Source organism: Saccharothrix hoggarensis, assembly GCF_042678885.1.
Classification (GTDB): Bacteria; Actinomycetota; Actinomycetes; order Mycobacteriales; family Pseudonocardiaceae; genus Actinosynnema; species Actinosynnema hoggarensis.
Map to the genome: position 1 here is coordinate 1 of NZ_JBHTLK010000185.1, position 14,629 is coordinate 14,629.

8 protein-coding genes and 1 pseudogene are annotated in these 14,629 nt (G+C 74.1%); 5 read left to right on the forward strand and 4 right to left on the reverse strand.

The window, feature by feature from the left end:
- Both ACFQ3T_RS27040 and ACFQ3T_RS27045 read left to right on the forward strand, forming a co-directional pair.
- On the forward strand, positions 1-1,051 hold a 1,051-nt coding region (locus tag ACFQ3T_RS27040; RefSeq protein ID WP_380727215.1), incomplete at its 5' end, for a DUF6239 family natural product biosynthesis protein.
- A 239-nt stretch (positions 1,052-1,290) separates the two neighbouring features.
- The gene (locus ACFQ3T_RS27045) at positions 1,291-2,295 is read left to right on the forward strand and encodes a hypothetical protein (RefSeq protein ID WP_380727217.1); all 1,005 of its coding nucleotides are present in this window, start codon (positions 1,291-1,293) and stop codon (positions 2,293-2,295) included.
- A gap of 57 nt (positions 2,296-2,352) precedes the next feature.
- Here the strand turns inward: ACFQ3T_RS27045 and ACFQ3T_RS27050 are convergent, their stop codons facing one another.
- The 4 genes from ACFQ3T_RS27050 to ACFQ3T_RS27065 form a co-directional block, all read right to left on the reverse strand.
- Positions 2,353-2,958: a response regulator transcription factor gene (locus ACFQ3T_RS27050; RefSeq protein ID WP_380727230.1), complete on the reverse strand. Its 606-nt coding sequence runs from the start codon at positions 2,956-2,958 to the stop codon at positions 2,353-2,355.
- Between the two features lie 146 nt (positions 2,959-3,104).
- Positions 3,105-4,415 (reverse strand): MFS transporter, encoded by a 1,311-nt coding sequence (locus tag ACFQ3T_RS27055; RefSeq protein WP_380727219.1) that lies wholly within the window; start codon positions 4,413-4,415, stop codon positions 3,105-3,107.
- A 10-nt stretch (positions 4,416-4,425) separates the two neighbouring features.
- Positions 4,426-5,604: a SagB/ThcOx family dehydrogenase gene (locus ACFQ3T_RS27060; protein ID WP_380727221.1), complete on the reverse strand. Its 1,179-nt coding sequence runs from the start codon at positions 5,602-5,604 to the stop codon at positions 4,426-4,428.
- A 676-nt stretch (positions 5,605-6,280) separates the two neighbouring features.
- Positions 6,281-7,984, reverse strand: coding sequence for a (2,3-dihydroxybenzoyl)adenylate synthase (locus ACFQ3T_RS27065; protein WP_380727223.1), 1,704 nt, complete (start codon positions 7,982-7,984; stop codon positions 6,281-6,283).
- A gap of 372 nt (positions 7,985-8,356) precedes the next feature.
- Here ACFQ3T_RS27065 and ACFQ3T_RS27070 point away from each other — a divergent pair, with 372 nt between their 5' ends.
- The 3 genes and pseudogenes from ACFQ3T_RS27070 to ACFQ3T_RS27080 all read left to right on the forward strand — a co-directional run.
- Positions 8,357-13,654 (forward strand): type I polyketide synthase, encoded by a 5,298-nt coding sequence (locus ACFQ3T_RS27070; protein ID WP_380727225.1) that lies wholly within the window; start codon positions 8,357-8,359, stop codon positions 13,652-13,654.
- Entirely contained in the window at positions 13,651-14,352 is a 702-nt protein-coding gene (locus tag ACFQ3T_RS27075) for a class I SAM-dependent methyltransferase (protein WP_380727227.1), read from the forward strand. The genes ACFQ3T_RS27070 and ACFQ3T_RS27075 overlap by 4 nt, the downstream gene beginning before the upstream one ends.
- A 14-nt stretch (positions 14,353-14,366) precedes the next feature.
- A pseudogene (locus tag ACFQ3T_RS27080) lies at positions 14,367-14,629 on the forward strand (hypothetical protein); the annotation flags it as partial.

A 14,629-nucleotide genomic window follows, 5' to 3' on the forward strand; every position in this document is an offset into this window, starting at 1 on the left:
CGACGACGTGCTCGGCGGCGCGGCCGCGCTGGTCGCGTTCGACGGCCCGCCGCTCACCTCCGCGAACGTCGTCGTCATCGCCGGGTTCGCGGGGGTGGCGTGGTGCGCGTTGTGCCCGCCGACGGTCATGACGCGCGTGCTGGGCGCAGGGCTCGCACTGGCGCTGCTGGGCGGCCTCGCCCAGGTGCTGCTGGCGGGCCACCTCGCCACCCCGGAACCCGGTCGGCCGCTGCTGACCCGCGCCGGCGCGATGCCGCTGCTGGTCGTGCCGCACCGGCCCGGCTGGAACCTCGTGCACGTGCCCGACGAACCGGTGCTGGTCGGCAACGCGGCGAGCGCCCTGGTGCCCGCCACGTCCCGCCCGGCGGCGAGCGGGCGCTGGGCGCTCGTGTGGCTGGAGGAGGGGCGCGGCACGCTGTGGCTCGACCACGCCGGTGAACGCCGGACCGTCCCCGTGGACACCGGGCGCGACCCGTGGACCGGTCCGGACGTGCGCGGCGCCGACGGCCCGGAGTACGCGAGCGCCGTGCTGGGCGCGGTGCTGACCGGGCGGGCGGAGGACGTGCCGTGGCCGGGTGAGCGGCTGTCCGACGCGGACGCGGCCTCGGTGCGGGAACTGGTGCGCTCGCTGGCCGGCCGCGAGGTCGCCCTGGCGACCGACACGTCGGCCAGGTCGACCGCCGCCGCGGACGTGGCGCGCCGGGAAGCCGCTGGCGTCGGCGTGTCGATCACCCCGCACGCCACCGAGACCGTCGTGCTCACCGGCTGGTCCGCCGCCGCCGCGCACGACGGACCCGCGCACCTCGCGCCGTGGCTGCTGACGCCGGACCTGCTCGACCGGCCGACCACCCGGACCGTGCCGCTGGGGCACGACCCGACCACGCCGGCGGCACAGCGCTACCTGGCCGCGCTGGCCGACGCGTTCCCCGGCGAGGCGCCGTCACAACCGGGCCTGACCGCCTGGCTCACCGGTCGGGGCGAGCCGACCGACGGCCCGCCGACCCTCCTGTCGGACACGCGGCACTGGCCAACCCCCACCCACACCCCCTGACCGCTCGCCCGCGCCAATCACCGCGGCTCGGCGACCCTCGCCGGCGCACAACCGCCCGACCCCCACCCGGTCGCCGCGCCACGCGGCAGCACGTCATCGCACCACCACCACTCACCGGCGCACCACCGCCCGGCCGCCGACAGGCCCGCGCACCACCCGCCCGAGCACCGCCCGCCGGGGCACCGCGGCCCCGGCACCGCCACCGCAGCCCAGCCCACGCCTCACCACGGAGGTAACCCATGTCCACCCCCACGAAGCAGACACCGCCCGCCGACCGCAGACCGCCCGCAGACCGCGGACCGCGCGCCGTCGTCGGGTCGGCGCCCGTCCTCGCCGTCGACCTCTACCCGCGCCGCAGGTGGCTGACCATCGGGCTGAGCGCCCTGGCCGGGTTCCTGCTCACCGTCGTCTGGTCGGCCGAGTTCGTCGACAGCACGATCGGCGACACCGTCGCCAACTCCCTCCTGGGCCACGACGCCAAGGCGACCCCGATCGCGGGCGTCGGGGCGGGCATCCTCTTCGCCCTGGTCACCGGCCTGGCCGGCACGTTCACCGCGTGCAACGTCGCCGTCTTCGGCGCGATGGCGCCCGCGCTGCGCGGCTCCGCCTCGCGGATGGGACGGCTCCGTGCCGTGCTGCGGCCGCTCGGCTGGATGTGCGTCGGCATGGTCGCGGTCTCCGCGGCGTACGGCGTGGTCGTGGCGCTGGTCGGCACGCGGATGCCGCAGTTCCAGACCGCCGCCAACGTGGCCGGCGTGTTGTCGCCGCGCAGCATCCAGTCCATGGTGGTCTTCGGGCTGGTCGGCCTGGCCATGATCTACCTCGGCCTGGCCGCCGCCGGCGTCGTGCGCGACCCGCTGGCCCGCCTCACCCGCCGTCACCCGAACGCGCCCATGGTCGTGATGGGGGCACTGGTCGGCGCGTTCCTCATCGGCCGTCCGTTCGGCCTGTTCCGCGCCCTGTTCCGGGACGCCGCCGAGAGCGGCAACGTGCTCTACGGCGCGGCCGCCTTCACGCTCCAGTCGGTGGGCAACATCGCCGTCATGGCGATCGCGCTCATCCTGCTGACGCAGCTCGCGGGCAACCGCCTGCAGCGCTGGTTCGCCGCCAACCCGCGCCGGCTCGCCACGCTGACCACGGCCGCGTTCGTCGCGGCGGGCGTGTTCACGCTCCTGTACTGGGACCTGCGCCTGCTCGAACGCCGCGGCATCCTGCCGTGGTACCCGGTCGCACCCTGGGTCTGACCGTCCCGCGACGGCCGGCGGCGCGCAGCCGCCGGCCGTCGCGCGTGCGGCACGGCGTCAGATCCAGTCCTGCTCGCGGGCGATGCGGATGGCGTCCAGCTTGTTGCGCGCGTTGACCTTGGCCACCACGGACGTCAGGTGGTTGCGCACGGTCCCGACCGACAGGAACAGCCGGGCGGCGATCTCCGGCGGGTCGAGGCCGTCCGCCGCGAGCCGCAGGATCTCCACCTCGCGGGACGTCAGCGGGGACGTCGTGGTGTCCCAGGCGCTCAGCGCCAGCTGGCCGTCGACGACCCGGCCGCCCGCGGCGACGTCGCGGACGGCCTGCGCGAGCTTGTCCGCGGGCGCGTCCTTGAGCATGAAGCCGTGCACCTGCGCGGTGAGCGCGCGGCGGGCCGTGCCGGGGCGGTCCATGCTGGTCAGGACGAGCGTGCGGCAGTCGGGCACCTCGCGGTGCAGCTCCACGGCGGCGTCCAGCCCGTCCTTGCCGGGCAGGTTGACGTCGATGATGGCGACGTCCGGGCGGCAGCGCTTGGCCGCGGGCACGATCTCGTCGCCGGAGGCCACGGCGGCGGCCACCTCGATGTCGGGCTCCAGGCTCAGCAGCGCGACCAGGGCTCCCCGGACCATGTGCATGTCCTCGGCCAGCAGCACCTTGATCACCTGACGACCCCTCACCGCCACGTCCACGCGCGTGGCCACCGCCTCCCCAGGCGAGACCAGGTTACCCCCGGTGACCCGCCCGAACCGGTGAAGTCGTCCGCCCTGGTGAACCGGGGTTCACCAGGGCGGACGACGTCACGTGCCGGTCAGTCCCGCGGGGACGCGGGGGAGGGGACGGACGCCTTGGACGTCCGCGCGGCCCGTGCCGCACCGGCCAGCCAGAACAGCAGGGCGAACACCACGACGGCCCAGCCGGCGGCCAGCGCCGTGTAGCTCCACGTGGTGACGATGATGCCCGCGACGAGCGCGCCGACGGCGGCGGTCAGCTGGACCAGCAGGTCCGAGGCGCCCTGGGCAAGGGTCCGGGTCGGACCCTCGGTGGACTCCGTGAGCAGGACCGAACCCGCCAGGTACCCTGGCGACCAGCCCAGCCCCAGCAGCAGGAGCCCGAGTCCGATGAGGACGGTGTCGTCCATCGGCGCGAGCATCAGGACCACCGCGGCGGCGGCTTCCAGCGCCAAGCCGGTCAACAGCACCGGGTACACGCCGACGCGGTCCGTCAGCCACCCGACCAGCGGGCCCGGCAGGAACATCGCCGCCGTGTGCACACCGATCGCGAGGCCGATCGCGCCGAGCGTCGCGGCGCCGTGGCTCATGTGGATCGACGCCATGTTCATCAGCGAGATCATCGCCGCGTGCACGATCATCAGCGCGATGATCGCGCGCCGCGCGCCCTGGTGGCGCAGCACCGCCGCCAACGCGGTGCGGAACTTCGGCTTCTTCTCGGTCGGGGCCTTCTGCCGGTGCAGGCGCTGCGCGAGGAGCAGCGGGTCCGGCCGCAGCAGGACCAGCACCAGCGTGCCGCTGAGCGCCAGGCTGGCCGCGATCGCGAGGTACGGGCCGGTGTACTCGGGCAGCCAGCCCGCGCCGATGCCGCTGAGCACTCCCAGCAGCGCCGGACCGACCACCGCGCCGACGATCGAGCTCCACGACAGCACGCCCATGGACCGGCCGAGCGTGCCCGACTCGGCGAGGTCCGTCGCGGCGAACCGGGCCTGCATGCCCGCGGCGATGGCGCCGCCGATGAGGACGGAGCCCGCGAGGATGACGGCGTAGCTCGACAGCACGGCGCCCAGCACGACGAGGCCGCAGCCGAGCGAGCCGCCGAGGTACCCGGCGGCGATGCCGGCGCGGCGGCCCAGCCGCACCGACAGCACCGCCAGCGGCAGCGCGAACGCCATGCCACCGCAGTAGATCATCGCCTGCGCCAGTCCGGCCTGCCCGGCCGAGCCGGTGACCCGCTCGGCGATCAGCGTCAGCAGGGGACCGGTCATCGCGAACACCAGCGCGATCACCGCCTGCACGACGATGAGCGACCAGATCACCCGGCGCTGGATCGTGCGGACGGACAGGCCTGGCTCGACGGCGGTGGCGATTCGTTCCTGGTCGATGGTCACGGCGCGGCCTTCACTCTCGGGTGTCCTGGCCGGCGGCGATCGTGCGCTCCTCGTCCGTGGAGCTGTCCGCGATCGGCTGCCCGTCCGCCCGCCGCGCCGGCACGCCGGCGGACAGCTGGTAGACGGCCGTCTCGGACGCGCCGTCCACGCCGAGCGCGGCTTCCAGCTCGGTGTCGTGGAAGGCGTCGTTCTGCGCGGGCCCGAGGCCGACGGCGGTGGAGACCAGCGCGAACGTCTGCGCCAGGTGCCCGGTGTTCAGCAGCACCGTGCGCAGCATCCGCGCGCTGCGGTACTTGTACATCGCCCGGTGCACGTTCACGGTCAGGAAGCACACGAACCCGGCGGTCGTGATCATCTTCTGGCCGAACGCGATGCGCTCCAGGTCCTCCTGCGTGAAGTCCTTCGAGACCACTTCGAGGCTGTGGTCGTCGGCGGAGTACCGGTAGAGGCCCGGCGGCACCGACTCGACGTTGCGCACGGCCACGTAGCACTCGCTCTCGTGGCGCGCGCCGCCGCACGGGCTGGTGCGCAGCATGAGCTCGCCGAGGATGCCCGCGTTGAAGAAGTGCATCGGCGCGAACGTGTAGTGCAGGATCGTGGAGAGGGCGCGCACCGGCACGGCGTCGTCGGTGAAGTGGCGGTGCGTCCGCCGGGACAGCAGGACGTCGCCGAAGTCGCGCTGGAGCGGCAGGAACGCCCTGGTCAGGCGGATGCGCTCGGCGTCGGGGCGGCGGGTGATCGGCTCGGGGGCCGGGCCGCTGTCCTGGATCTCGGCGCGGATGTCGTTGCGCCGGGCGTACGCCGCGGCGTCACCGGCCGCCCGCTCCACGCTGAGGTAGGCGGTGTCCTTGGTGTCGAAGTGGAAGTAGGTCGCCGACGGGCCCCAGGCGTTCCACTTCTCCAGCACGAGGTCTTCGGCGTCCGCCTGGTCCTTGGTGCGCAGGAGGCCCACCTCGGCGAGGGCGTCGACGGCCTCGACCACCGACTGGGGGTCGTGCTCCTCCAAGCGGGCGGCCACGACCTCGGGCTCGGTCCACTCGTCGAACTCGCTCAGCAGGTCGACCACGGTCCCGTCGACCGCCACGCCCTGCTTTTCGCCGTCCGGCGGGGTGGGCGCCAGGAAATCGTCAAGGACCAGTTCGCCGTCCACCCAGTACGCCACCAGGGAACGGGCGCGTCGCAGTTCCATCGGTCGTTCCTCTCCACTTCATGAAAAGCCCACAGGGGGGACGGTGGTAACCCGTCCCCCCCCGACAGCTCATCTACCCGAAGGCGACAGCTCAGGCGCTCGCCTTGCAGGCCAGCATGCTCTTGCTGGCGAGCTTGGTGCGGCGCACGCGAACGGTGATCTTCTTCATGGTGAACCTCCTGATAGAGTTTCTTCTGCTGTCCGGGGATTCCCGGGTCTTGCTTTCCGGTTTTCCCCGTGTCGAACAATTACTATTTTGCCGACGCGGGGGGGTCCCGTCTTCTCCTGGACTGCGGCCGGTTCGATCCCGTTTTCGCACCGGTGAGGTTGACGCTCGGGGCGGGGTTCGGTAGTGGGCCGACGGGGGCCGCGCGGTGCCCGGAACGCCGAACGCCCCGTGCCCTGGGCGGGTGGCCCGGAGCACGGGGCGTTCGGTGTGGCACGGCCGGGAGGCTGCTGACGCGGCCGGGGGCCGGTGAGCGGCCGGGAGGCCGATGGAGCGGTGGAGGGCCGGTGACGCGGCCGGGAGGCTGGTGGAGCGGCCGGGGGTCGGTGGGGCGGCCGGGTCGAGTCCGGTCGGTCGGTGGGGCGGCCGGGTCGAGTCCGGTCCGGTCGGGCCGGTGGGGCGGTCGGGCCGGGTCGGGTCAGGTCGGGTCAGGTCGGTGGAGCGGTCGGCTCAGGCGGCGTGCGAGGCGGCGTCCGGACGTGCCGGCGCGCGTTCCCCGTCGAGCCGGCGTTGGATGTCGGCCCTCAGCGCGCCCTTGTCGAGCTTGCCGACGTTCGTCGTGGGCAGCGAGTCGACGGCGACCAGGCGTTGCGGCACCTTGAACGCCGCCACCCCGGCCGCCAGCATCGCCGACCGCACGTCGTCGAGCGTCACCCGGCAGCCGGCGGCGCGCACGACGTACAGGCACACGGTCTCGCCGAGCTCGGCGTCCGGCATCGCCACCGCCGCGGCCTGGCTGACGCCGGGCACCCGGTGCGCCAGGTCCTCGATCTCCTCGGCGTTGATCTTCTCCCCGCCGCGGTTGATGACGTCCTTGTCCCGCCCGGTGACGACGAGGTTCCCGTCCGGCGTGCGGCGGACGATGTCACCCGTGCGGTACCAGCCGTCGCCGACGAACGCGCGCGCGTTCAGCTCGGGCGAGCGGTAGTAGCCCCGGATCGTGTACGGCCCGCGGGCGAGGAGGATGCCGGGCTCGCCCTCCGGGACCGGCTCGCCGTCCTCGCCGACGATCAGGACCTCGTCGGCGGGCGACACCGGGCGGCCCTGCGAGCGCTGGACGACCTCCGGCGGGTCGTCCAGCCGGGTCAGGCACAGCAGCCCTTCGCCCATCCCGAACACCTGCTGGAGCGCGCAGCCCAGCTCCGGCTCGATCCTGGCGGCGACGCTGTCGGCGAGCCGGGCGGCGCCCACCTGGACCAGGCGCAGGGAACCGAGGTCCGCGGACGGGTCGGCGGCCCGGTGGTCGAGCCAGCGGTGCACGATCGCCGGCACGGCCGACGTCGCGGTGACCCGCTCCCGCTCGATCAGCCCGAACGCCACCTGCGGCGACGGCGACGGCGCGATGACGACCCGGCCGCCCACCAGGAGCGTGCCCAGGATGCCGGGGCCGGTGTTGACGAATCCGTGCCCGACCGGCAGGACCGCGAGGAAGACGGTGTCCGGCCCGAACCGGCAGATCTCCGCCGCGGCGCCCATCATGTACACGAGGTCGTCGTGCGTGCGGGGGATGAGCTTCGGCACGCCCGTCGTGCCGCCGGAGAGCAACAAGGTGACGACCGCGTCCCCGGGCGGTGTCGGCGCGTCGAACGCGACCTCGCCGTCCGGCTCGGCCAGCAGCTCCCGCGCGTCCGTGAAACCGGGTCGGACGTCGTCGCCGACCACGAAGACGTGCTCGCACACCGGCACGTCCGCGGTGACCTCGCGCGCCATCTCCTGGTGGTCGAACCCCTTCAGCTCGTCCGGCACCACGAGCGCCTTCGCCTCGGCGTGCGCGACGACGCCGGTGATCTCGTTCTTCCGGTGCTGCGGCAGCGCCCACACCGGCACCGCGCCGAGCCGCAGGCACGCGACCGTCAGCACCACGAACTCCCAGCAGTTGGGCAGCTGGATGACGACCCGGTCGTCGGCGCGCAGGCCGTGCTCGGCGGACATGCGGGCGGCCGCGGCGTCCGCTCGGGCCAGCAGTTCGCGGTAGGTGATCCGCACGTCGCCGTCGACGAGGCAGACCGCGTCGGGCGCGGTCCGGGCCGTCTCGGCCAGGCAGTCGCCCAGCGCGCGTCCCTGCCAGTAGCCGGCGGCGACGTACCGGGCGACCGCGTCCTCCGGCCAGGGTGAGACGCCCGTCCTGGTCGGCTGTGCCGTCGACTCCGCCATGGTGCTCCCGCGTTCCGGGGACGGCCTCGACCGTCCGGTCCGATCCGGCGTCCCGCCGGCTTGCGTCCTGCGGGCGAGCGTAGGCAGCGATGCCCGTTGCGGCGTCTCGATTCTTGCCGGGCGCGGTGGATTCCGGCGAACGGGTTCGCCTCGGGGGCCACCGCACGTCAGGAGATGCCACGGCGGCCCCGTCGGATCGAAGGTGTCCCACAGGAAGGACTCGCCCCGCGTGAGTTCGTCCGCGCCTTGAGGGAACCGCGCCTTGAGGACCAAGGATCGCAGAAGCCATCGGGGGCAGCGTTCTCCCACCGCCGAGATGAACGGATCCGGCTTTGGACGTGGCCGGCCGGAGCAGTGAAGAGGAGCGAGCACTTGAGCGAGTACGAAGCGCCCGACGAAGCCATCGCCATCATCGGCATGAGCTGTAGGTTGGCTCCAGACCTCAACTCGCCTGAGCGCTTCTGGGAGTTCCTCGCCGAGGGCCGGAGCACCGTCGGCGAGATGCCGGAGAAGCGGTGGCGGCCCTACGCGACGAGCAGCCCCCAGGCGACGGCGATCATGCGCGCGACCACGCTGCGCGGAGCTTTCCTGGACGACATCGAGGGGTTCGACGCCGACTTCTTCGGCATCTCGCCCCGGGAGGCCGACTTCCTCGACCCCCAGCAGCGGTTCATGCTGGAGCTGTCCTGGGAGGCGCTGGCCAGCGCGGGCATCTCCCCGCTGGCGCTGCGCGGCACCGACACCGGTGTCTACGTGGCGGCCAACTCCAACGACTACGGTCGGCGGCTGCTGGAGGACCTGCCCAACACCGGCGCGTACGCCGTGAACGGGACCACGTTCTACGGCATCGCCAACCGCGTCTCGTACTTCCTGGGCCTGCACGGGCCGAGCATGGCGGTGGACACGGCCTGCGCCGGCGCCCTGACCGCCCTGCACGTCGCCTGCCAGAGCCTGCGCGTCGGCGAGACGCCCCTGGCGGTCGTCGGCGGCCTGAACATCATGGCCACGCCCGCGCTGAACGTGGCGCTGGACGGCGCCGGCGCGATGTCGCCGGACGGCCGCAGCAAGGCGTTCGACAAGGACGCCGACGGCTACGGCCGCGGCGAGGGCGCCGGCGTGGTCGTCCTGAAGCGGCTGGCCGACGCCCGCCGCGACGGCGACCCCGTGCTGGCCGTCGTGCTGGGCAGCGGTGTGTTCCAGGACGGCCGGTCGGACGGCATGATGGCGCCGAACGCGGCCGCGCAGGAGCACATGCTCCGCAGCATCTACACCAGGATCGGCGTCGCACCGTCCGAAGTGGACTACGTGGAGGCGCACGGCACCGGCACGCCCACCGGCGACGGCGAGGAGATCCAGGCCCTCGCCGGTGTCTTCGGCGCGGACCGGTCGCCCGACGCGCCGTGCCTGATCGGCTCGGCGAAGCCGAACGTCGGCCACGTCGAGGGCGGCTCGGGCATCGTCGGCGTCATCAAGACGGTCCTCGCCCTCGGCCACGAGGAGCTGCCGCCGAGCCTGCACCGCGAGCCCAGCGCCAACGTCGACTGGGAGAACTGCGGGTTGCGGCTGGTCGGCGAGCGGACGCCGTGGCCGGTGGGCGAGCGGGCGCGCCGGGCCGGTGTCTCCAGCTACGGCGTGGGCGGCACGATCGCGCACGTCGTGCTGGAAGGCCCCGAGCACGCGACCGCCGACGCCGCCGCACGGCCCGTCGAGGAGACGGCCGCCGGTGACCTCAAGGTGTTCCCGCTCTCGGCCATGTCCGAGACCGGCCTCCGCGACCTGGCCCGCACCACCGCGGACTGGCTGGCGGCACGCCCCGGCACGTCGCCGACCGCGACCGGGCACACGCTGGCCCTGCGCCGCTCGCACCTCGCCGAGCGGGCCGGGATCGTCGCGGGCTCGACCGACGAGCTGGGCGGCAAGCTCCGCGCGCTGGCCGACGGCACGGGCACCGCGGGTGTCGTGTCCGCGCGCACCGCGCCCGGCCAGGACACCGGCGTGGTCTGGGTGTTCTCGGGCCACGGCGCGCAGTGGACCGGCATGGGCCGGCGGCTGCTGGCCGCCGAGCCGGTGTTCGCCGAGCGGATCGACGCCCTCGCGGACGTCTTCCGCGCCGAGCTGGGCTGGACGCCGCGCGAGGCGCTGCTGAGCGACGAGCCGTGGTCCGCCGCCCACGTGCAGGCCCTGACGTTCGCCGTGCAGGTCGCACTGGCGGAGGTGTGGCGCGCCAACGGCGTCGAGCCTGCCGCCGTCATCGGCCACTCGGTGGGCGAGATCGCCGCGGCCGTCGCCGCCGGCGTCCTCGACGTCGACCAGGCCGCCCGGTTCGCCTGCCGGCGTGCCGCCGCCCTCCAGTCGTTGGAAGGCCTCGGCGGCATGGTGATGGCGTCGGTGTCGTTCGCCGAGGCCCGGGAACGCCTGGCCGGCCGCACGGACGTGGAGGCGGCGATCTCCGCCGACCCCCACTCCACCGTCATCTCGGGCGACCGGGCGGCGGTCGACCGGATCGCCGAGCAATGGACGGCGGACGGCGTGCAGATCCGGCGCGTCGACTCGGACATCGCGTTCCACAGCGCCCACGTCGACCGGGTGTCCGGTCAGGTCGAGGTCGCCGCGCGGGAACTCGACCCGCGGCCCGCGACGATCCCGCTCTACAGCAGCGCGTTGGCGGACCCGCGTTCGGACGCCCCGCGTGACAGCGCGTACTGGGTGACGAACCTGCGCGAGCCCGTCCGCTTCACGGAGGCCGTGCAGGCGGCGCTGGAGGACGGCCACCAGTTGTTCCTGGAGGTGTCCTCGCACCCCGTCGTGACGCACTCGATCCTGGAGACGTGCCGCCACGTCGAGGCGGAGGACGCCTTCGCGACCGGCACGCTGCGGCGCGACACCGACGAGGTGGAGGCGCTGCTGACCAACCTGGCCGTCCTGCACAGCCGCGGCGGCCGGGTGGACTGGTCCCGGCAGCACGGCGGCGGCGACCTGCTCGACCTGCCGTCCGTCGCCTGGCAGCACCGGCCCTACTGGATCTTCCCGGAGTCCGGCGCGACCGCCGGGCCGGGCGGCGGCCACGACCCCGAGAAGCACCTGCTGCTCGGCGGCCGGATGTCGGTCAGCGGCGCGCCCGCCCGCAAGGTGTGGCAGACCAGGCTGGACATGGCCACCCGCCCGTACCCGCAGAGCCACGGCCTGGTGGGTGTCGAGGTCACGCCGGCCGCGTCCATCATCAACACGTTCGTCGCGGCGGCCTCCGAGGGCGACCACACCCCGGCGTTGACCGACATCGTGCTGCGCACCCCGCTGGCCGTCGAGCCGGCGCGCGTGGTGCAGGTCGTGCTGGAGGGCCGGGCGCTGTCGCTGGCCACCCGGATCGCCGAGGACACCGGCGCCGACGAGGGCGACGAGTGGATCACCCACACCACCGCCAACGTCGACGTCAACGGGCAGCTGTCCGGCCGGCTCGACCACGAGGTGGTCCGGGCGCGGCTGCCGATCGGCTCGCTGCGCCGGATCGACGAGATGTTCGCGCGGATGGGCGTGGAGGGCTACGCCTTCCCGTGGGACATGGACGAGCTGCGCAGCGACAGCGACGAGCAGCTGGCCGTGATGACCATCGAGCGGCCGCCGGCGACGCGGGCCACGAGCTGGGCGCACGTGTTCGACGGCGCGCTGACGATCAGCGCGGCGGTGGTGTCGCCCGGTGACGCCGACGTGCTGTGGATGTCCCGGTCCATCGAGCGGGTGGCGTTCCGCGGCGACCCGCCGGCCAAGGTGATCGTGCACAGCACGCGGTCGCCCAAGTCGCCGCACGACACCGTGGACGTCGTCGTCGCCGACGAGCGCGGCGAGATCGTCTGCGAGGTCACCGGTCTGAAGTTCGCCGCCGTGGAGCACCTCGGCACCACCGCCCTGCCCCGCGACCTGGTGTACGAGCTGGTGTGGAGCGACCTGGCCGCCACCACGTCGGCCGAGGTCGAGCAGGTCGTGCTGGTCGGCGAGCCGGCGGACACCGCCCGCCTGGCCGAGCAGATCGAGCGGGCCGACCGGGTCCGCGTCCACACGGTCGACCTCCGTCCCGGCCCGGACGGCCACGACGAGGACGACTGGGCGCTGGACCTGCGGCCGCTGCTGTTCACCGAGCCCGGCGCGGTGGTCCTCGTGCCGCCGTTGGCGGGGGAGGGCGAGAGCCTGGAGACGGCCACCGAGCAGACGTCGTGGACGTTGATCCGGACCGTGCAGCGGCTCTCCGAGTTCGCCGCCAACGCCCCGGAGAACGTTGCGCCGCAACGCCTCTGGGTCGTCACGCGCGGTGTTCGCGACGCGGTCGACGCGCGCTCGCTGGCACACGGCCCGCTGTGGGGCATCGGCCGCATCATCGCGGGCGAGCACCCGGCGCTGTGGGGTGGCGTCGTGGACGTCCCGGAACTCGGGCCCGACACCGGCGCCGAACTGCTCGACCTGCTGCGCGGCGCGGCCGGCGAGGAGGACGTCATCTCCCTGACGTCGCGGGGCGCGCAGGCCGCCCGGCTCGGCTCGATCGAGCGCACGCCCGACGGCACGCCGCTGGACTGCTCGCCGTCCGGCACGGTCCTCATCACCGGCGGTCTCGGCGCGCTGGGCCTCGAAGTGGCCCGGTGGCTGGTCGGCCGGGGCGCCCGGCGGCTGCTGCTGGCAGGCCGGCGCGGGCTGCCGCCGCGGGCCGACTGGGACACGGTCACCGACCCGGAGCTGCGCCGCCAGATCGACGGCGTGCTGGGGCTGGAGGCGCTCGGCGTCACCGTGAACGCGGTCGCGCTGGACATCACCGACCCCGAGCAGACGGCCGCCGCGCTGCGTCCCGGCGCGCTCGGCCTGCCGCCGATCACCGGCGTCGTGCACGCCGCCGGCGTGGTGAACAACGCGCTGGTGGACAAGGTCGACCTGGACGGGCTCCGCGAGGTGCTCGCGCCCAAGGTGGACGGCGCGCTGACGCTGCACCGGCTGTTCCCGCCGGGGAAGCTGGACTTCTTCGTCCTGTTCTCCTCGTGCGGCCAGTTCGCGCGGTTGACCGGGCAGACCAGCTACGCGGCGGCGAACTCGTTCCTCGACGCGTTGGCCGCGCACCGCAACTCCGGCGGCCACACCGAGACGGTCAGCCTCGGCTGGACGTCGTGGCGCGGCGTCGGGTTGTCCGCGGACATCGCCACCACGATGGTCGAGGCCAACTCCCGCGGTCTGGAGGCCGTCTCGGTGTCCGAGGCGTTCCGCGCCTGGGCGTTCGGCGACCGGTACCAGGCGTCCTACCAGGCGGTCCTGCGCCTGCTGCCGCTGCCGTCCACGATGACCAAGGTGCCGATGCTGCGCGACCTCACCGCGCCGGACTCGGTCGAGGGCGAGGCGGGCCAGGGCGTCGCCGTGGACATCGCGGGCCTGTCGGCCGAGGACGCCCGCGAGCGGGTCACCGCGGACGTGCGGGAGCAGGTCGCCGCCGAGCTGAACCTCGACCCGGCCGACATCGGGCTCAAGCGCCCGCTGGTCGAGCTGGGCGTCGACTCGGTGATGACGGTGGCGCTGCGGGTGCGGATGCAGCGCCGGTACGGCCTCGACCTGCCGCCGACGATCCTGTGGGCCAAGCCCACCGTGGCGGCGCTGGCCGGGCACGTGCTGGAGAGCCTGACCGCGGAGGACGGGGCGTGAAGTCGGCGGAGATCCGCCGGATGGCCGACGTCGAGGACCGGCACTGGTGGTTCCGGGAGAAGCGGGCGATCCTCGCCCGCGAGCTCCGCGGGATCACCCCGCCGGGGCGGGCCCTGGACATCGGGTCCGCCGGCGGCGGCAACACCCGGGTCCTGCGGGAGCACGGGTGGTCCGCGGTGGCCGCCGACCTCTCCGAGGAGGCGGTGGCCATCGCCCGGGACCGCGGTCTGGACGCCGAGGTCGCGGACGCCCGCGAACTCCCGTGGGACGACCGCGAGTTTGACCTCGTCACCGCGTTCGAGATCCTCGAGCACATCGACGAGGACGACCGGGCGGCCGCCGAGATCCGCCGCGTGCTCCGGCCCGGAGGCACGGCGCTGATCACCGTGCCGGCGGACATGCGCCTGTGGTCCGCGCACGACGAGGAGGCCCAGCACTTCCGCCGCTACACGCGGGACGGCCTGGTCGAGCTCGTGGAGGGCGCCGGGCTCGTCGTGGACCGGGTGTGGAGCTGGAACGTGCTGGTGCGGCCGCTCGTCGCGCTGCACCGCAGGCGTTCCACCGGCAGCGACATCGGCGAGCCGCACCCGCTGGTCAACGCCGTCCTCACCGGGGTCGTGGTGGCCGAGCGGTACCTGCCGGTGAAGTCGCTCAACGGGGTGTCGCTGATCCTGCGCGCCCACCGGCCGGCCGGGTGACGAGCGTTCACCGGGTGGCCTGCGTCGAGGTCGTCGTCCTGCTGGACGGCGACCTCGACCGGCTGCCCGATGCGCTGCGCACCTCCCTCGCCGCCCCCGACCGCGCGTGGACGGTCACCCTGGTCCAGCTCGGCGGCGACGCGACGTGGGAGCGGACCCGGCGGTTGACCGCGAGCCTGCCGGGGACGCGTGCCGTGCGCGGCGGTCGGGCCGGTCGCGGCGCCGTGCTCGCGGGACTCTGGCGGGACAGCACGGCGGACGTCGTCGCCTGCCTGCC